Consider the following 17,383-nt stretch of genomic DNA (forward strand, 5'->3'; position numbering starts at 1 on the left):
AAGACCTTTTATGCTTTTTATGCGTTCTTTTTTACTTTTCCGGCGAAAGTGCCCGGCGAATGATATCGTACAGCACCGGCTTCATGGCGTCGATGTTGTCCGGCTTGCCCTCCAGAATGCTGGAATAGCACACCGACATACACATACTGCCAAGGGCGGTGATGCGCTGGTAGACCTCCCGCTCACTACGTCCGGCCATCTCCGGGCTGGAAAGCACAATGGCCAGCAGCTTGCGCATCAGGGGCTCGGCTTCCCTGCTGGCTTCGATTTGGTCCAGCCCGGGCCAGACGAAGTTGCGCTCCAGAAACCGCAGCACCAGCACATCCTGCCGCAAAGCCTCGATGATATGGTCGATGACGAACACTACCTGCGCGGTAAAGTCGGGCAGCTCGGGGTGCTGCTCGACCGCAAGGCAGGCATCGCTCAGCAGCTGGTAGCTCACCCGCCCCAGCAGCGCCTGCATCACCGCGCCCTTATCCTGAAAATACAGATAAAACGTGCCTTTGCCCACCTTTGCCCGGCTGGTGATATCCTCCACGCTGGTCTTGGCGGTGCCCCGCTCCAGAAACAGCTCGTAGGCTGCATCCAGCAGGGCGCGGCGCTTTTCCTGTTTCTTACCTTCCACGGTGCTCATGCTCTGGGTAGATTCCTCTTTTCTCTAAATTCAGACGCAGGTATGTGCTGCGTCCGGTCTGCGTACCTTAGTTTAGCAGTCCTTGGCCGTTTGTGCAAGCCCGGTTTGCTATACAATTTTTTGCAAGTGATAAAAAAACTGACTTTCAGTCACTTTTCCTGCTTGACACACTGTCCGGGGTGGATATAATAGTGTTTGCCCGGAAGATGACCGACAGTCAGTTTTGCGGACATTCCCAATCAACTTTCTATTCTGGAGGGTTCTCATGAAAAAGATCGCACAAGGCATCGTGCGTCTGCGCAAGCTGATCTTAACAGTGGCCGTGCTGCTGTTGATTCCTTCCGCAATCGGCGCCATTGCCACCCGCATCAATTATGACATCCTCACCTACCTGCCGCAGGATCTGGACTCCATGATCGGCGAGGTAGCCCTTGAGGACGATTTCCATCTGGCCTCCACCGGTATGATCACGGTAGAGGGCCTGCCAACCAATGAACTCATCGCCATGAAAAAGGAGATAGAAGCCGTGCCCGGCGTCACCCAGACCTTCTGGCTCAGCGATGTGATCGACCCCAACATCCCCACCGCCATGCTGCCTGCCGATGTGCAGCAGTTCATGTTCGGCAAAAACGATTCCACCATGCTGATCGTCCGTTTTGACGCCCCCAGTGCCAGCGACGAGACCATGGAAGCCGTCAAGCAGATCGAAAAGCTGCTGCGTAAGGACTGCTTCTTCGGCGGCATGAGCGTCATTCTGCAGGACACCAAGGCGCTGGTCAATCAGGAAATGCCCCTGTACATCCTGATCGCCGTGGGCGCCAGCCTGCTGGTGCTGTTCCTCTCGCTGGAAAGCACCCTCACCCCGCTGCTGTTCATGCTGGGTCTGCTGTTCCCCATCGCGTACAACTTCGGCACCAACATCTTTTTGGGGCAGATCAGCTACATCACCGAGGCGCTTGCTACCGTGCTGCAGCTGGGCGTTACGATGGACTTCTCCATCTTCCTGCTGCACCGCTATGAGGAAGAAAAGGAGCTGCGCTCCTCCAATGAGGAGGCCATGACCAGCGCTATCTGCAAGACCATGACCTCCATCTCCGCTTCCAGCCTGACCACCATTGCAGGCTTCCTTGCACTGTGCGCCATGCGTCTGACGCTGGGCCGCGATATCGGCCTTGTCATGGCAAAGGGCGTGGCACTGGGCGTCATCTGCACCGTGGTCATCCTGCCCTCTTTGATCCTTACCTTTGATAAGTGGGTGGAAAAATACAAGCATCGCACCGTTATCCCCCGGCTGACCAAGCTGAGCTACTTTGTTTCCAAGCATTCCGTGCCCATCGTGGTCGTGTTTATCCTCATCCTCATCCCCTTTGCCATTGCGCAGAACAAGACCAGCGTGTACTACACCCTGTTCGACTCTCTGCCCCAGGACTTGACCGGCATCGTGGGCACCAACAAGCTGGGCGAGGACTTCGGCATGACTACCAGCCACTTCATTCTGGTGCATGACGATCTGACCGCCACGCAGGTGTCCGACCTGTGCGACGAGTTGAAGGACGTGGATGGTATCACGCAGGTAGTAAGTCTGGATTCCATTACCGGCCCCGGCTTTGACACCGAGCTGCTGCCCGACAGCGTGATGGAGATTCTGCAGTCCGGCGGCTACAAGCTGATTTTGGCCAACAGCTCCTACAAGACCGGCACGGATGCCATCAACAGCCAGCTGGACGAGATGATCGGCCTGATCAAAAATGTAGATCCCGAGGGCGTCATCACCGGTGAAGGCGCCATGACCAAAGACCTGATCGAGGTGGCAGACGTGGACTTCAAGAACGTCAACGTCTGGTCGATCATGGCCGTTCTGGTCATCATCGCCATCTCCTTCAAGAGCCTGTCCATCCCGGTGCTGCTGGTCGCCAGCATCGAAGCCGCAATTGCCATCAACATGGGCATCCCGTACTTTACCGGTACACAGCTGCCCTTCATCGCCAGCATCGTTATCGGCACCATCCAGCTGGGCGCTACCGTGGACTACTCCATCCTGATGACCACCCGTTATCACGAGGAGCGTGCCTTTGGCCGCACCCCCAAGGAAGCTGCCCAGCAGTCGCTGGAGCATTGCAGTCAGTCCATCCTGACCAGTGGCCTGACCTTCTTTGCCGCTACGGTCGGCGTGGCAGCCATCAGTAAGATGGAGCTGCTGCGGAGCATCTGCCTGCTGATCTCCCGCGGCGCTCTGATCAGTATGCTGGTCATTCTGGTGGTGCTGCCCGCCGCCCTGATGCTGTGTGACTGGATCATCCGCCACACCACCCTGAAGTGGATGGTGCCTGAATCTGCCAACGCCAAAAAGTCTGAAAAGGAGTAATGCGTTATGAAAAAATCGCTTCGTTTCGCCAGTGCGGCGCTGGCAGTTGCCCTCGCCGCCAGCTGTGCAGCCCCGGCTTTTGCCGCAGGCGGCAGCAGCTTTACCAAGTCTGAGACCGTGTACGCTGTGATGAACGCCGATGGCTCCATCCAGAGCACCACCGTCAGCGAGCATGTTTACAGCGCCTCCGGCCTGTCCAAGGTGACCGACCAGAGCACCCTGACCAATATCCAGAACACCGAGAGCAGCGCCGAGTTCACACAGGACGGCGAAAAGCTGGTGTGGAACACCGATGATACCGATGTGTATTATAAAGGTAACACCGACCGCGCCCTGCCCATTCAGGCTACCGTCACCTACGCACTGGACGGTCAGGAAGCCGCACTGGAAGATCTGATCGGCAAGAGCGGTCATTTGACCATGACCATCGCCCTGAAGAACAACGAGACCGGCACCGTGAAGGTGAACGGCACCGACCGCACCATCGTCACCCCGCTGGTCACCGCTGTGGGCGTGATCTTCGGACAGGATGCCACCAACGTGGTGGCTGCGCACGGTCTGGTGGAAAGCGCCGCCAAGAGCAATGTGGCTGCCTTTGTCACCCTGCCGGGCGTGAAGGATTCCCTGTCCGGTCTGCTGCCGGACGAGCTGGACACCATTGAGGACTATCTGCAGGACACCATCACAGTGGAAGCGGATGTCACCGAACTGACCTGCCCGCAGGTGATGATGGCCTGCGCCACCAGCGCTGCGGCTCTGGGCACTGACAACGTGTTTGACCTGAGCAGCATCAACGACCTGACCGACGGCATCAACCAGCTGAACGACGCCATGAGCCAGCTGCTGGACGGCGCTTCTCAGCTGGAGGACGGTACCAGTCAGCTGGCCAGCGGTGTGCTGGCACTGCTGGACGGCGCTAACACCCTGAACAATGGTGCAGCCGCGCTGGACAAGGGTCTGGGACAGCTGACCAACGGTCTGGACACCCTGAGCTCCAACAACAGCGCCCTGAATAGCGGCGCGCAGCAGGTGGCGGACGGTGTGCTGGCTTCTGCCAACAAGACCCTGAAAGAGGGTGGCCTGATCGACACCGACATGACTTGGGACAACTACGCTGCGGTCATCGACAACATCCTGACCATCAACGACAAGACGCTGGCTGCCGGACGCCGCAAGATGGTGCGCACCATCTGGGAGCAGGCTCCCAGCTTCAAGGACAGCCAGCTGGATCTGGCACTGTACCTTTCCGCTACCAAGACGAACCATGATCTGGAGGCTGCTCTGCATCTGATGCAGAACTACGACCCCTCCATGCTGTGCGGTCTGGTGCAGCTGCTGACCAGTCAGGAGGCCAAGGACACCGCCAAGGCAGAGCTGAAGTATCAGGTAGAGAACAGTCAGGATATCGCCGATGTGCGTGCCCTGAAGGACAGCCTTTCCAAGATCCAGTACTTCGTTTCCAGCGTGGGCCAGTACACCGCCGGCGTGCAGACCGCCGCAGATGGTGCACACTCTGCCAAGGACGGCAGCGCACAGCTTGCCGCCGGTACCAAGACCCTGTACGATGGCGTGAACACCCTGAACGAGGGCGCAAGCCAGCTGAATGACGGCACCCACCAGCTGAACGATGGTCTGAACCAGTTCAACGAGGAGGGCATCTCCAAGCTGACCGGCGCACTGGATCAGGATCAGCTGCACGGCCTCAAGACCGTGCTGGACGAGATGACCGACCGGCTGGAAAGCTACACCAGCTTTGCCGGTGCCCCCGAGGACGCCGAGAGCAGCGTGAAGTTCATCTACAAGACCGCCGAGACCGTGGCCGCTGCCGACAATGTTGTGGCTGAGACCGAGACGGTGCAGGAGGGCAACATCTTCACCCGCCTGTGGCAGCGCATCGTGGACCTGTTCAAGTTCTGATAATGCCAACATCCTTCCAGAATCGTATATAGATACACAAGGAGCGCCCCGCAGCCATTCGGCTGCGGGGCGCTCCTTGTATCTGCTGGAATATTTCCGTATGAAAGGCATAGAATAAAAAAGAAAGCATCTTGATTGCATTCTGCTTTCATTTGTGATACAATCAAAGAAAGAAGGAGGTGCTGGATATGGCACAGATCAGTGTTCGCGTAGATGATGCTGTGAAGCATGAAGCAGAACAGACCTTTGACGAGATCGGTCTGAGCATGAACACGGCTATCACGATCTTTCTCAAGGCCTGCGCCCGGGAAAAGCGCATTCCGTTCGAGCTGACCGCAGACCCCTTTTATTCCTCTGCCAATCAGCGTTATCTGGAAGGCATCATGCGGGATGTGCGCAGCGGCAAGGCGCATTTTGCCCCGCATGATCTCATCGAGGAAGCCTGATGCGGCTGCTGTGGGAGGATCGCGCATGGGAGGATTATCTTTATTGGCAGATGCAGGACAAAAAGACATTGAAACGCATCAACGCGCTGATCAAAGATATCGCCCGCAACGCCTTTGACGGCATCGGCAAGCCGGAACCGCTGCGCGGTACGCTCAGCGGCTGGTGGAGCCGCCGTATCGATGATGTGAACCGCATCGTTTACTACGAAGAAAACGGCATTGTGTTTATCGTTTCCTGCCGCGGACATTACGATGACACCTGACAGCAGCTGCTGTATCTAAAAAAGGACACCGGACAGCCCGCGGGCTGTCCGGTGTCCTTTTTAAAATAAACTTACTGATCCTTTTCCACCATCATCTTGCTGGCTTTATAGATATCGCCGCAGCCGAGGGTGATGACCAGATCGCCGGGCTGGGCGTTCTGCTTGACCCAGTCGGCGGCTTCCTGCAGGCTGTTCACCAGCACAGAACCGGGGATCTGCGCTGCCAGCTTTGCGCTGGTAATGGTGGGGTCGTTGGGCTCGCGGCTGCCCATGATGGGGGTCAGCACCGTGATGTCCGGGATCTTGAGCACATCCACAAAGTCGTTGAACAGCATCTTGGTGCGGCTGTATGTAAACGGCTGGTGGACGGCGATCAGACGCTTATAGCCCATCTCCTTGGCAGTGTTCAGGGTGGCGCGCAGCTCGGTGGGGTGGTGAGCGTAGTCATCAATGACCAGCGCACCGTTGCACTCGCCGTACACCTCAAAGCGGCGGCCTGCACCCTTGAAGTTCAGGGCAGCCTCGGCGCACTGCTCGGCGCTCAGGCCCACAAAGCGGCACACGGCGCACATGGCCAGTGCATTATAAATATTGTGGCGGCCGGGCACGGACAGGCGGATGCGGGTGGTGTCGGTGGTGTTCCACTCCTTCAGGTCAAACTCGAAGAAGCCGGGCTTATACTCATTGATGTTGACAGCGCGGTAGTCGCCGTGGTTGTCGATGGCAAAGGTGCGCACCCGGCGGTCCAGCGTGTACATCACGTCCATGGTGTTCTTGTCGTCGGCGTTGGCAAAGATCATGAACTGGGTCATCAGGGCAAAGCGCTTGAAGGCGAACTTCAGCTCGCCCATGCTGCCGTAGTAGTCCAGATGGTCGTTGTCGATGTTCAGCACCACGGACAGATAGGGGGTCAGCTTCAGGAAGGTCTCGGCGAACTCGCAGGCCTCGATAACGATATCATCGCCCTTGCCAGCCTTGCCGTAGCCGTTGATGAGGGGCAGCTTGCCGCCGATGACGGCAGAGGGGTCGCGGCCTGCCAGTTCCAGCGCAGTGGTGATCATGGAGGTGGTAGTGGTCTTGCCGTGGGTGCCGGACACGCAGATGCTCTGCTTGTACAGGCGGCTCACATAGCCCAGCAGCACGCTGCGCTCCACGGTGGGAATGCCGTAGGAGGCGGCTGCGTTCAGCTCCACGTTGTCCTTGGAGATGGCGGCAGAGTACACCACCATGTCCGCGCCGACAACGTTATCCGCATTGTGGCCAAGGCTGACCTTCACGCCCATCTCCCGCTCGTAGCGGATGATGCTGCCGTCCAGCACATCGCTGCCGGACAGCTCGTAGCCCTTGGCGGCCAAAATCTGGATCAGCGGGTACATTCCGCTGCCGCCGCAGCCGATAAAATGGATCTTCTTTACATGGTCCAGCAGATGCTGGCTATAATCCGAGTACATGAACATAGTAAGGCTCTCCTCCAAATATTAACGGCTGCAGCGCAGACCGATTCCTTCCAAATATGGGGACACACTCTTATTATATAATTTTTGCAGCATAAAATAAACAGGTAAGGCCGAATTTTCGGAAAGAACCATAAAGTTTTAGTGAATTTTGTGATATGTGTACAACAAAATCCCGGTAGTATTACTTTGCCCGCCGCCGCAGGATCTCGTCCAGAATGGCATCGGCCACGTCTGCCTTGCTCATCAGAGGCAGCTCCCGTGTGCCGTCCGGGGTGATGAAGGTGACCACGTTGGTGTCCACCCCAAAGCCTGCACCGGCCACCTTGAGGTTGTTGGCCACCACCATGTCCAGATTTTTCTTGGCAAGCTTCGCGGAAGAGTTTTCCACAAGGTCCCGGGTCTCCATGGAAAAGCCGCACAGGAACTGGTGGGTCTTGCGGGGGCCGATGGTGCCAAGGATGTCCTCGGTGCGCTCCACCGGGATGGAAAGGTCGCCTTCCTTCTTTTTGATCTTATCATCTGCCACAGTGGCGGGGCGGTAGTCCGCCACGGCAGCGGCCATGATGAGCACATCGGTGGTGTCAAAGCGGTCAGTCACTGCCTCGTACATCTGCCGGGCGGTGGTCACCGGCACATCGGTGGTGAACTTGACCGGCGGCAGCGCGGTCTGCCCGTGGATCAGGGTCACTTCGGCGCCCCGCATGGCGGCGGCGCGGGCAAGGGCGTAGCCCATCTTGCCGGTGGAGTGGTTGGTCAGGTAGCGCACCGGGTCCAGCGCCTCCTGCGTGGGGCCGGCGGTCACCGCGATGCGCAGCCCTGCCAGATCCTTCGGGCGGGCAATGGCGTGCAGAATGTGCTCGATCAGCACTTCTTCCTTGGGCAGGCGTCCGCTGCCCACATCCTTGCAGGCCAGCACACCGCTTTCGGAGGGGATGACGGTAAAGCCGTACCGCTCCAACGTGGCAAGGTTATCCTGCGTGATGGGGTTTTCCAGCATGCCGGTGTTCATGGCGGGAGACACAAGCTTCGGGCACTTAGCGGCCAGCACCACGGTGGTAAGCATATCGTCCGCAATGCCGTGCGCCATCTTTGCGATCACGTTGGCGGTGGCGGGAGCTACAAGGATCACATCCGCTTTTTTTGCCAGCGAGATGTGGGTGACCTCAAACTTGAAATCCCGGTCAAAGGTGTCCACCATGCACTTGTGGCCGGTCAGGGTCTCAAAGGTGAGAGGGGTGATGAACTGGGTGGCATTTTGGGTCATGATGACCTCCACATCCGCACCCAGCTTGCGCAGTGCACTGGCCACATTGGCCATCTTATAGGCGGCAATGCCGCCGCTCACGCCCAGCAGGACGCACTTGCCGTTCAGATCCATGGTTCGTTTACCTCCCGGAAAAACAGTTCTTTTCCACATATCTTACCTTAGTATAATGCAAAACTTCCACCAGCACAACAAAATCTTTGCCGGGAACTTGTATCCTGCGCAAAAATGCGGTAAAATACGCTTGACAAAGAGCAAACCGGTTCTTTTCTTTTATATTGAAAAGGAAAACAGAATTATGATCTTAGCCATTGATATAGGCAACACCACCGTCGCCCTTGGGGGCATCCGGGACGGACGTGTATGCTTTGTGGCGCGCATGGACACGGTGCGCACCCGCACGGCTGCGGAATATCGTGCCGAAATGGATAAAATTTTTGCGCACCGCCGCCACCCGGAGCGTCCCATGCGCTTTGAAGGCGCGGTGCTTACCAGCGTAGTGCCCCAGATCACCGGGGCACTGGCCGAGTGCGCCCGTCACTACACCGGCAAAAAGCCGGTCATCATTTCGCCGGACATCCGCACCGGGCTGACCATGGGGGTGGACGAGCCCCGCGCCGTGGGCAAGGACAGGCTGGTGGATGCCGCCTACGCGGCGGCAAACTTTCCGCTGCCGGTCGTCACGGTAGACCTTGGCACCGCCACTACCTTTAATGTGGTGGACAAGGATCGGGTATTCCGGGGCGGCGTGATCTGCCCCGGCCTTTCCACCGGGCTGCGCGCACTGGGCGAGCGCTGTGCCCAGCTGCCGCAGGTGCATCTGGGCTCCCCGAAAAAAGCCATCGGCACCAATACCGAAAGCTGTATGCTATCCGGCTCGGTGCTGGGCACCGCCGTGCTCATCGACGGCATGGTGCAGCGCATTGAGGAAGAGCTGGGCTGCCCGGCTACGCTGGTGGTCACCGGCGGTCTGGCAAAGTACGTCACCCCGCTGTGCCGTCATCCCCTGACCTATGACCCCGAGCTGCTGATGAAGGGGCTGGCACTGCTGTACCAGCTGAACGCCCCGCAGGAGCACGGCCGCAGCCATGGCGGCGGCAGACACTACGGTCAGCAGGGACGCCCCCGGGCAAAGCACCCGTACCCCAACCGCCGCACCCGCCGCGAGCCGGAGGCGCTGGTAGGCTGAGGGAACAAGAGGATAAGGGAGAGCATTATGAAACTGGGCATTCTTGGCACGGGTAAGATCGTGCAGGAATTTTTGCCATGGCTTGTGGAGCACACGCCGTTTACTGTGCAGGCGGTGTGCAGCACCCCGCGCTCGGCGGCAAAGGCCGCAGAGCTGTGTGCACAATATCAGATCCCGCAGCACACCACCAATTACTTTGAACTGCTGCAATGGGTAGACGCGGTCTACATCGCCGTGCCCAACTTGCAGCACGCCCGCTACGCCCGGGTGGCGTTGGAAGCGGGTAAGCACGTCATTGTGGAAAAGCCCATGGCGGTGACCGCCGCCGAGACCGAGGAACTGGCTGCGCTGGCACAGCGCAAGCGGCTGTTCCTCTTTGAGGCGATCACCACCCAGTACCAGCCCAACTACGCAAAGCTCCGGGAGCTGCTGCCCCGGGTGGGTACAGTGCGTATGGTACAGTGCAGCTTCAGCCAGTATTCCAGCCGGTACGATGCCTTTTGCGCCGGGCAGACCCCGCCGGTGTTCGACCCGCTGTGCGCGGGCGGTGCACTGATGGACTTGGGCGTGTACAACGTCAGCTACATCGTGGGTCTGTTCGGTGAGCCCAACAAGGCGGTGTATGCCGCCAACATGGAGCGCAATATCGACACCAGCGGTGTGCTGATGATGGATTACAGCGGCTTCAAGGCGGTAAGCCTTGCCGCCAAGGACTGCGCAGCTCCTGCCCGCTGCATCATTCAGGGCACAAAGGGCTATATTCTGCAAAAATCCACCCCGAACTACTGCGGCGGCGTGACCTTCCATCCCAACGAGGGCAAGGAGGAGCACTATAACCTGAACGGAGACCGTCCCCGGCAGGCGGCAGAGTTCGAGGCCTTTTACCGCGCCATGACCACCGGAGACCAAGAACTGTGCACCCGGATGCTGGACACCAGCATCGCGGTGAGCCGGGTCCTCACGGTGGCGCGCCGCAGCGCCGGGGTGCGCTTCCCCGGTGACAGATTCTAACGCATTTTTCTCTGGAACACGCCCTGACAACTACGCGCTTCCAAAGATTTGAAGATTCACCTAAAACCCGCACAGAGCGGGCAGGTTTGCGCCGTATCCGACAACAAAGGGCGGAACGGCAGCAGGAGGAAAACTGAATTATGAAGAATACCAATACGAAGACCTTGACTCGTGTGGCCCTGCTGGTGGCCATTGAACTGGTGATGAAGCTTGTCGGTCTGGGCAGTGTGCCCATGGGCCCGCTGTACATGAGCTTTCTCACCCTGCCCATCGCCGTGGGTGCCATCACCATGGGTCCCGCTGTGGGCGCGCTGCTGGGCGGCGTGTTCGGCGCTGTGAGCTTCTACGATGCCATCACCGGCGCTTCTGCCATGACCGGCGCACTGTTTCAGGTCAGCCCGCTGAACACCTTTATCCTGTGCGTGGGCATGCGTGTGCTCATGGGTCTGTGCTGCGGCCTGATCTTCCAGGCGCTGCGGAAGCTGGACAAGTCCCGCACCTGGAGCTACATCCTCAGCGCCATGACCGCACCCGCCCTGAACACCCTGTTCTTCATGGGCTACATCGTGCTGGCCTTCTACGGCTGCGACTATGTGCAGAATCTGGTGTCCGTCAAGGGCGCTGCCAACCCCTTCATGTTCGTTGTGCTGCTGGTTGGCGTGCAGGGCGTAGCCGAATTTCTGGTGTCCGGCATTCTGGGCGGCATCGTCGCCCGCGCCGTGGCAAAGTTCCTGAAGTAAGCCCGGCTGCGCACCATGTCAGGGCGGCGCATCCGTGTTTAGAATAGAAAAATGAATGCTCCTCCGGCAACCCGCCGGGGGAGTTTTTTGTTGGAAACGGCTCCAATATCCTCCCTGTGAAAATGCAATGCCGGAGCGTCCGCAGACGCTCCGGCATTGCCCTATTCACAAAAATATCGTCCCGTCTGCCCGGCGGCTTTTACTGCTTTTCCCTCAGCTGTTCCAGATAGCCATCGGCCTTGATAGCTTCCGGGGTGAAGGAGTTATTCTTCCACCAGCCCACAAGGGCGGCGGTCACGGTCAGGCCGGTGGTCACCAGCTGTTCCACGGTGGCACTCTCGATTGGCAGCATGGGCTTGCCGCAGGCGCTCAGCACCTGATTGGTCAGTGCCAGTGCCAGCGCAGCCGTGCGCGCCAGTGTGGCGGCAGAAATTTTGCAATGGGTATCGTTCATAGGTTCAGTTCCTCTCTTTCTCTAAATCTGCGATGCGGTGGTTTGCCACCTTCATCTGTTCTTCTAGAATGGGTACGCGGCGGGCAAAGTTGTTATGCTCCCGCACCTCCCGGGTCAGTTCCTCCAGCTTGGTGTCGGTCACCGCTTGGCTTTTTCCGTTGGCGATCAGCACGCCGATCAGGGTCACCGCGCCTGCGATGATGGCCGAGATGATGCTTGTCATCGCGCTCACCCCCTCCACCGGGCTTTGTCTGCCCGGGTATCCACGTGCACCCAGCCGGTAGTTCTGCCCGCCTTGACGGGGTAGCGTCCCACGCCGCCCCAGTCCGGCATCAGGCTTTCGGTGTAGGCGGCCACGTCCTCCACGCTCACGTCCTCCACCCGGATGTCTGCCGCCCGGCCCAGCAGATGCTGGCTGCTCTTGGCACCGCCCACGGCCGCATTGTGCGCTGCCGTCCGGTACCCGCTGGTAATGGTCACCGGCTTCCCAAAGTGCTCCCGGATACACTGGAGCACCACGGTCAGCACCTCGTCCACCATAACGGTGTCGGTGCCGTCCTGGCAGCGCAGCTCCCGCACCTTAAAGTCCGGTGCAAGGCGGCGGTTACCGTCTTTGGTAAGGCTATACTGCTTAATCGCCATAGTTCACATCCTTTCTTAACCGTTGTATTCCTTGATGTAGGCGCTATGGAGGATAGTGCCTGCGGGGCAGAAATTCAGGGTCGCACGGTTGCCCAGAAGGATCGCGTCACAGGCGCTCTTGAAGGCCTTGAAGCCGGGGTACTTGTTCTCTGCGCCGCCATAGGTAGGCAGTGTCCAGGTGCACCAGTTGTCGCCGTTTGTATTTGCCTGCATCGCAAACTCACCGCCGCCGGAGGTGTTCAGCCGCAGCCGCAGATGCTGGTGCAGGGACTCGGCACCCCACCACATATAGGTGTTTCCCAGTGAAGTGCCACCGGCGTCTGTCGCCCAGCGCCATGCGCAGTCTGCTTCTGCCGTTTTTCCTTCCGCAATGCCATAGATCGAAGGCCACGCATAGCTGTACAGCTCGCTGCCGAAGGCGAGCACATTCGCAGTGCCCTTTGCCAGCGAAATAAAGCCCTTATTGCTCAGGCCATCTCCGTACAGGCTTGCAGGGAGCGTGAAGTCCATGTAGATCTCGATGCCGTCCGGCATCCCGCTTACCACGGGGATCTTCACGGCACTGTTTGCAGCCAGCGTCAGGCCGTCCCCGGTCAGATAGCCGCTTTCGGTGCCATTCACGTTCACCAGAATGCTGTCATCCTTTTTGGTCGCAAGGTTCTTTGCGGTGGTCTTGTTGGCTGCGCTGCCGCCGGTAAAGTCCCAGTAACCATAGTAGGCTGCATAGGGGTTATCGCTCACCACAATGGTCACGCTCACGCTCCGCTCCACGCCGTTTTCCAGCGTGCCGGTCACGGTCACCGTATCATTGTTGCCGCCGCCCAGAATGGTCAGCTTTCCGTTTTCCAGTTTGGCCTTGGTGCTGTCCGACACCTTCCATGTGACGCCCAGACCGCTGTTTGCATTGGCGGGGGTATAGCTGACGTTCAGGGTCAGGATATCGCCCACGCTTGCCTTGCTGCCGGATAGCTTGGGGGTAAAGTCGGTAGCGGGGATGGCGCTCACGATGATCTCCCGGTACGCATGGCTTGCCCAGTTGCACAGGGGATAGTGCTTTCCGCTCAGGCTCTCGCCATCTGCCGTTTTGGGGCGGTAGTCCACGGTGTTGCCCGCCGAGGAGGTCTCGTTGGTATCGTCTGCGTACAGGTACAGGCTGGTGTAGCGGTCGCTGTCGCGGATGTTGCCGATGCCGCGGTGCTCACGGTCGCCCACGGCGTTGCCCGCATACTTTACTGCCACCTTGCCATGCAGTTCCTGCCCGCAGGTCAGCACCACCCGGGTGTTCTGTATCTCGGCCTTTTCTACGGTCACGCCCACGCCGTCCACATAGACGGAGAAGCCGTAGTTGGGCTGCGCCTGTACCGTGTAGGTATCTGCCACCAGCGGCGGCACCGGCACCTCGTAGTCGATGCAGACCTTGTTGCCCTCCACGGTGATGGCGCGGTCGATGACCGTCCGGTCTGCCATGCCCCACAGGAAGGTCTCGGCCAGCTGCTTGCCGATCATCTCGCCCTGCCAGCGGTAGCCGTTGGAGGTCATGTGGCCGCCTGCAAAGCGCTGACAGGGCATTGCGCTGCCCAGCAGGATCATGTCCTCACACTCGGCTGCGGCCTCCTGCTGCGCCATGTTGATGCTGCTGGTGGCGTTGGTGATGAACGCACCACCGGGCTGGTACACGAAGAACAGCGGCGGCTCGGTCTGGCCGTACTTGGCCATGATGTCGGCCTGCATATCCTTCTTCAGCTGGAGCAGATACTGCTTGTACTCAGCCTTGTCGGTAGTGCCGTCCGTGCCGTTGGTAAAGCCCTGCCCGCTGTTGTGGCCGTCGTAGTTGTACTCGCCCTGCATGAAGATAACGGCTACGCACTTCACGGTCTTGTTCTGCGCAGTGACAGCAGCCTTGGTGTTGTCCAGATAGTCCAGAAAGGCGTCCTTGTACAGATACTCGTAGCCATAGCTGGTGCAGCCCTTGGAGAGTCGCTCGATGGAACGTCCGCCCAGACCGGTAGAGTTTGCGATAAACTTCTGTCCCGCGTCCCGGTGTCTGCGGTACATGGTGGCAAAGTGGTTCACCGCTGCGACGATGGGGGATTCAAAGCCCGCGTTCTTGCAGGGGTTCAGGCCGGTGGTGGTGGCAGCCTGATACCAGTGCGCGCTGCTGCCCACCATGTACACACCGTCCAGTGCCGTATCGGTCAGTGCGATCTGGCTCTCGGTGCCGGAGGCAAGACTCTGGCCGTAGATGATGATCTGCGCATAGTCGCAGCCAGCCACGTCCGCATAGTTCACGCAGCCCATGCGGCTGGGCGCGTAGACAGGTGCTGCGGTCGCCGTACCCAGATCACCGGGGTCGCCCTTGTCGCCTTTCGGGCCCGCCGGGCCGGTGTCGCCCTTATCTCCCTTATCGCCTTTGACGCCTGTGGCGGCGGCTGCAATGCCCGCTTCCATGTGGTTCAGCTGGGCAGCCGTCAAGGTCTGGCCGTCCACAAAATTCTGTTTTTCGTAGCTCATTTGTTCCTCCCTAAGATCATTTTTCCAAGGACTGCCTGCCCCAGCACGGCAAAAACCGTGTCTGTCGGCTGATCCGGCTTTTCCGGCTGCGTAGTGCCCCATAATGCCGCCAAGCGGTCGCAGGCCGCCATGGCCGCGTCATTGCCCGCCGCCAGAAGCCGCAGGATCGCCAGCAGCGCCTGTTTTTCTGCGGTGGTAATGCCGCCTGTGCCCAGCAGCCCTACCAGTGCCTCCCACGCCGGGGTAGCCGGTGCAGGCATCGTGCCCTCTGCCGTGCCGCTGTTGGCGCATACTTTGCACCGCACATCGGCACTTGTCACGGTGCGGCTGCCGTCCGTGCCCTCAAAGGTGATGCAGCCCGTGCCGGGCACTGCCGTCACCGCTGCCGGAACGGTCAGAAAGCCGCTTTCCACCAGTGTGGCCGCGCTTGCGCCGGGGGTGTGCCAGTGGGCGCATACCGTCAGCCCCTTCCACTCGCCCCGCTGCTCGATGCGCAGCCGGTAGTTGCCCCGGTTGCCCGCGTACCCCAGCAGCAGCTGCCCGCCGGGCACCGCTGCCGCACCGTTGCGCTCCAGCCGGATGGTCATCTCATTCATGCTGCACCACCCTTACACATACTGATAGCCCTCCACGTTGAAGGGATACTTGTGATCGCCCGACGCGTCCGTTCTCGCAGCGTCCACGTTCAGCGTGCCGTCTGCCGCAAAGCTCATCCGCACGGGCGCTGCGCCGCTGCACTTCACGCCGCTGCTGAGGTCGTATTTCAGGCCGCCTACCATGGCCACCGCCGTACCGCCCCGCACGATGCGGGTGCTGCCATAGTCCGCAGCCGTTCCCACACCGGTAGAGGTGTTGCCGCCGCTTTCAAGCGCTGCGGGTGCCAGCATCTTTACCACGATGTAATCCGCCGTCTCCGGCACAGTCAAGCTCGTTGCGACCTTGCCCGCAACGCCTGCGCCGGTGTAGACCAGCTTTCCGTCCATGTCCATCATCCTTTCCAGTCGTTTCAGTTTTTCGGCCAAGCGAAAGCCCAGCACCGTGTCAAGATTTTCCGCTGTCACTTCCAGCGTGCCGTCCGCGCTCACGGTCAACCCCCGCCCGGCTTTCACGCCGCCCAGCACGGCTGCGGTGGCACACGGCAGGGTGTAGCCTGTGCTGAATTTCCGGTCCGCTTCGGCCTTGGAATAGAACCGGTCATCTGCGCCCAGCTGCAATAACGCTGCCGCCTTTTCCTGCGCAGACCAGCTTGCTGCCCCGGCGGCACTGGTCAGTGCCTTTTTGACGCCGTAGGGCAGCAGCGCCGGGGTCAGGGGCGCGTAGGCCTCGGTCATGCGGTCCAGCTGCGCCGCCGTAGCGGGCACAGTGGTCAGGGTGGCGTCTGTCCGCACCGCAACACCGTACTGCCCGTCTGCCCGCACCGCGCCGGGCGTTGCTGCTGTGGGCACGGTCTCGCTGCGCACATAGGGGCGCAGGTCCGGCAGCGGGGTGGTATCGGTCTGCACCGCGCCGGTGGCGGTATCCACGCTGAGGATGCGCACCACCTCGCCGGGCAAAGGCTGCGCCGGGAGCGGCACCGCTGCCACATCCTGTGCGTCCAACTGCACCGCGCCGCCCTTGCTGTTCACGCTCAGCACGGTGCCGTCCTTGGGCGCGTAGCTCTCTGCACGCAGTGCAGCGGCCTCTGCACGCTTTGCGCAGGCATCGGCATCGGTGCGGTCGGCCAGAATTTTGTCCGCAGCCTTTTGCGCCAGCGCCGCCTGTACGGCGGTGTCTGCCGCACCGTTCTCGGCGCGGCGGGCGCTTTCCGCTGCGGCGCGGGCGCTTTCCAGCACGCGGGCTACGAACTGCTCGTACACCGAGGGCGGCAGCTCCTCACTGCCGCCATCCGTGGGCAGGGTGGCGTACACATCGTAGCTGCCGGGGCGGGTGTAGGCGGTGTAGCCGCCGCTGCCCATGGCGGCCAGCATCCACTGTCCCCGCACGCTGCCGGTCAGGCGGCGGTCCACCGTCACGCTGCCGTCGGTGTCCAGCGGAATGGCGGCCAGCCGCACCCCGTCGCTGCGGCGCAGATACAGCGCCATGGTGCACCCTGCCCACGCTGCGGGCAGGATGAACTGCAGCCTGTCCACCCCCTCGGCGTTCTGTGCGCCAAGGTGCAGCCGATGCGGCTGGGGCACAAATTCGGTGCCGCCGCACTGCTGCTTGAGGATCTCGATCTCCATGCAAAACCTCCTTTTCTGTTTGCTGTCCCGATTGTACCGCCGGGGGTGCAAAACTATCCAGAGTGTACAGAAAATGTGAAATTTTCTGTTCTTCGGCATTTTGCTAAACGGGGTTTTTGCATCGGAAATACAGCCCCTTCCACCCTACTGAAATAGGGTAATTCCCCTGCGGGTTTTCCATGCAAAACCCGCGATGTGGGGCATCTTGTTTTGGGCGCAGCGGCTGCTGCTGCGGCCTTATTTGCAGGGAAAAAAGATGATACAAATG

16 protein-coding genes are annotated in these 17,383 nt (G+C 60.0%); 7 read left to right on the forward strand and 9 right to left on the reverse strand.

All coding sequences use genetic code 11. From position 1 onward, the window contains the following. Positions 1 to 31: 31 nt before the first annotated feature. Positions 32 to 634 (reverse strand): TetR/AcrR family transcriptional regulator, encoded by a 603-nt coding sequence (locus MTP39_RS12560; RefSeq protein ID WP_097778446.1) that lies wholly within the window; start codon positions 632 to 634, stop codon positions 32 to 34. Positions 635 to 899: 265 nt separating this feature from the next. On the opposite strand from MTP39_RS12560, the gene MTP39_RS12565 reads away from it, so the two are divergent. The 4 genes from MTP39_RS12565 (at position 900) to MTP39_RS12580 (ending at position 5,625) form a co-directional block, all read left to right on the forward strand. Beyond that, a complete protein-coding gene (locus MTP39_RS12565; RefSeq protein WP_249240782.1) occupies positions 900 to 2,999 on the forward strand; it encodes an efflux RND transporter permease subunit in 2,100 nt (699 codons plus the stop codon). A gap of 6 nt (positions 3,000 to 3,005) precedes the next feature. After that, entirely contained in the window at positions 3,006 to 4,916 is a 1,911-nt protein-coding gene (locus MTP39_RS12570; protein ID WP_249240783.1) for a hypothetical protein, read from the forward strand. Between the two features lie 188 nt (positions 4,917 to 5,104). Beyond that, on the forward strand, positions 5,105 to 5,362 hold the full coding sequence (locus MTP39_RS12575; protein WP_112090901.1) for a type II toxin-antitoxin system RelB/DinJ family antitoxin: 258 nt from the start codon (positions 5,105 to 5,107) through the stop codon (positions 5,360 to 5,362). Next, positions 5,362 to 5,625, forward strand: coding sequence for a Txe/YoeB family addiction module toxin (locus tag MTP39_RS12580; protein WP_097778442.1), 264 nt, complete (start codon positions 5,362 to 5,364; stop codon positions 5,623 to 5,625). Before MTP39_RS12575 ends, MTP39_RS12580 begins: the two co-directional genes overlap by 1 nt. Positions 5,626 to 5,696: 71 nt before the next feature. Here the strand turns inward: MTP39_RS12580 and murC are convergent, their stop codons facing one another. Beyond that, entirely contained in the window at positions 5,697 to 7,082 is a 1,386-nt protein-coding gene (gene murC, locus MTP39_RS12585) for a UDP-N-acetylmuramate--L-alanine ligase (protein ID WP_015537359.1), read from the reverse strand. A gap of 181 nt (positions 7,083 to 7,263) precedes the next feature. Continuing rightward, entirely contained in the window at positions 7,264 to 8,460 is a 1,197-nt protein-coding gene (gene coaBC / locus MTP39_RS12590) for a bifunctional phosphopantothenoylcysteine decarboxylase/phosphopantothenate--cysteine ligase CoaBC (protein ID WP_249240784.1), read from the reverse strand. A 184-nt stretch (positions 8,461 to 8,644) separates the two neighbouring features. Between coaBC and MTP39_RS12595 the strand changes: the two genes are divergently transcribed. The 3 genes from MTP39_RS12595 (at position 8,645) to MTP39_RS12605 (ending at position 11,286) form a co-directional block, all read left to right on the forward strand. Next, positions 8,645 to 9,535 carry a type III pantothenate kinase gene (locus tag MTP39_RS12595; RefSeq protein WP_249240785.1) on the forward strand — a complete coding sequence of 297 codons (891 nt, stop codon included), beginning with the start codon at positions 8,645 to 8,647 and terminating at the stop codon, positions 9,533 to 9,535. A gap of 27 nt (positions 9,536 to 9,562) precedes the next feature. Next, positions 9,563 to 10,546, forward strand: a complete 984-nt coding sequence (locus tag MTP39_RS12600) for a Gfo/Idh/MocA family protein (RefSeq protein WP_249240786.1) — start codon at positions 9,563 to 9,565, stop codon at positions 10,544 to 10,546. A 140-nt stretch (positions 10,547 to 10,686) separates the two neighbouring features. Further along, positions 10,687 to 11,286, forward strand: coding sequence for an ECF transporter S component (locus MTP39_RS12605; protein WP_249240787.1), 600 nt, complete (start codon positions 10,687 to 10,689; stop codon positions 11,284 to 11,286). Positions 11,287 to 11,485: 199 nt separating this feature from the next. Here the strand turns inward: MTP39_RS12605 and MTP39_RS12610 are convergent, their stop codons facing one another. From MTP39_RS12610 to MTP39_RS12635, 6 genes are read right to left on the reverse strand one after another with little or no spacing between them, the layout of a single operon-like run. Then, complete coding sequence (locus MTP39_RS12610) at positions 11,486 to 11,740, reverse strand: phage holin (RefSeq protein ID WP_249240788.1); 255 nt, start codon at positions 11,738 to 11,740, stop codon at positions 11,486 to 11,488. Between the two features lie 4 nt (positions 11,741 to 11,744). Further along, positions 11,745 to 11,963, reverse strand: a complete 219-nt coding sequence (locus MTP39_RS12615; RefSeq protein ID WP_055186805.1) for a hypothetical protein — start codon at positions 11,961 to 11,963, stop codon at positions 11,745 to 11,747. A gap of 5 nt (positions 11,964 to 11,968) precedes the next feature. Beyond that, positions 11,969 to 12,382 carry a YcbK family protein gene (locus tag MTP39_RS12620; protein WP_249240789.1) on the reverse strand — a complete coding sequence of 138 codons (414 nt, stop codon included), beginning with the start codon at positions 12,380 to 12,382 and terminating at the stop codon, positions 11,969 to 11,971. A 15-nt stretch (positions 12,383 to 12,397) separates the two neighbouring features. Continuing rightward, complete coding sequence (locus MTP39_RS12625; RefSeq protein ID WP_249240790.1) at positions 12,398 to 14,893, reverse strand: collagen-like triple helix repeat-containing protein; 2,496 nt, start codon at positions 14,891 to 14,893, stop codon at positions 12,398 to 12,400. Next, positions 14,890 to 15,489 (reverse strand): hypothetical protein, encoded by a 600-nt coding sequence (locus MTP39_RS12630; protein ID WP_249240791.1) that lies wholly within the window; start codon positions 15,487 to 15,489, stop codon positions 14,890 to 14,892. Before MTP39_RS12630 ends, MTP39_RS12625 begins: the two co-directional genes overlap by 4 nt. Before the next feature lie 12 nt (positions 15,490 to 15,501). Beyond that, the gene (locus MTP39_RS12635) at positions 15,502 to 17,115 is read right to left on the reverse strand and encodes a hypothetical protein (protein ID WP_249240792.1); all 1,614 of its coding nucleotides are present in this window, start codon (positions 17,113 to 17,115) and stop codon (positions 15,502 to 15,504) included. Positions 17,116 to 17,383 lie beyond the last annotated feature (268 nt).

It is taken from the genome of Faecalibacterium sp. I3-3-33, from assembly GCF_023347295.1.
Taxonomy (GTDB): domain Bacteria; phylum Bacillota; class Clostridia; order Oscillospirales; family Ruminococcaceae; genus Faecalibacterium.

What these genes read in the sequence shown, in the direction of transcription:
- MTP39_RS12620 (WP_249240789.1), bottom strand. Translation starts at nt 12,382, where the DNA reads ATGGCGATTAAGCAGTATAGCCTTACCAAAGACGGTAACCGCCGCCTT.
- MTP39_RS12625 (WP_249240790.1), bottom strand. Translation starts at nt 14,893, where the DNA reads ATGAGCTACGAAAAACAGAATTTTGTGGACGGCCAGACCTTGACGGCT.
- MTP39_RS12570 (WP_249240783.1), top strand. Translation starts at nt 3,006, where the DNA reads ATGAAAAAATCGCTTCGTTTCGCCAGTGCGGCGCTGGCAGTTGCCCTC.
- MTP39_RS12615 (WP_055186805.1), bottom strand. Translation starts at nt 11,963, where the DNA reads ATGACAAGCATCATCTCGGCCATCATCGCAGGCGCGGTGACCCTGATC.
- MTP39_RS12635 (WP_249240792.1), bottom strand. Translation starts at nt 17,115, where the DNA reads ATGGAGATCGAGATCCTCAAGCAGCAGTGCGGCGGCACCGAATTTGTG.
- MTP39_RS12565 (WP_249240782.1), top strand. Translation starts at nt 900, where the DNA reads ATGAAAAAGATCGCACAAGGCATCGTGCGTCTGCGCAAGCTGATCTTA.
- MTP39_RS12595 (WP_249240785.1), top strand. Translation starts at nt 8,645, where the DNA reads ATGATCTTAGCCATTGATATAGGCAACACCACCGTCGCCCTTGGGGGC.
- murC (WP_015537359.1), bottom strand. Translation starts at nt 7,082, where the DNA reads ATGTTCATGTACTCGGATTATAGCCAGCATCTGCTGGACCATGTAAAG.
- MTP39_RS12630 (WP_249240791.1), bottom strand. Translation starts at nt 15,489, where the DNA reads ATGAATGAGATGACCATCCGGCTGGAGCGCAACGGTGCGGCAGCGGTG.
- coaBC (WP_249240784.1), bottom strand. Translation starts at nt 8,460, where the DNA reads ATGGATCTGAACGGCAAGTGCGTCCTGCTGGGCGTGAGCGGCGGCATT.
- MTP39_RS12605 (WP_249240787.1), top strand. Translation starts at nt 10,687, where the DNA reads ATGAAGAATACCAATACGAAGACCTTGACTCGTGTGGCCCTGCTGGTG.
- MTP39_RS12610 (WP_249240788.1), bottom strand. Translation starts at nt 11,740, where the DNA reads ATGAACGATACCCATTGCAAAATTTCTGCCGCCACACTGGCGCGCACG.
- MTP39_RS12600 (WP_249240786.1), top strand. Translation starts at nt 9,563, where the DNA reads ATGAAACTGGGCATTCTTGGCACGGGTAAGATCGTGCAGGAATTTTTG.
- MTP39_RS12580 (WP_097778442.1), top strand. Translation starts at nt 5,362, where the DNA reads ATGCGGCTGCTGTGGGAGGATCGCGCATGGGAGGATTATCTTTATTGG.
- MTP39_RS12575 (WP_112090901.1), top strand. Translation starts at nt 5,105, where the DNA reads ATGGCACAGATCAGTGTTCGCGTAGATGATGCTGTGAAGCATGAAGCA.
- MTP39_RS12560 (WP_097778446.1), bottom strand. Translation starts at nt 634, where the DNA reads ATGAGCACCGTGGAAGGTAAGAAACAGGAAAAGCGCCGCGCCCTGCTG.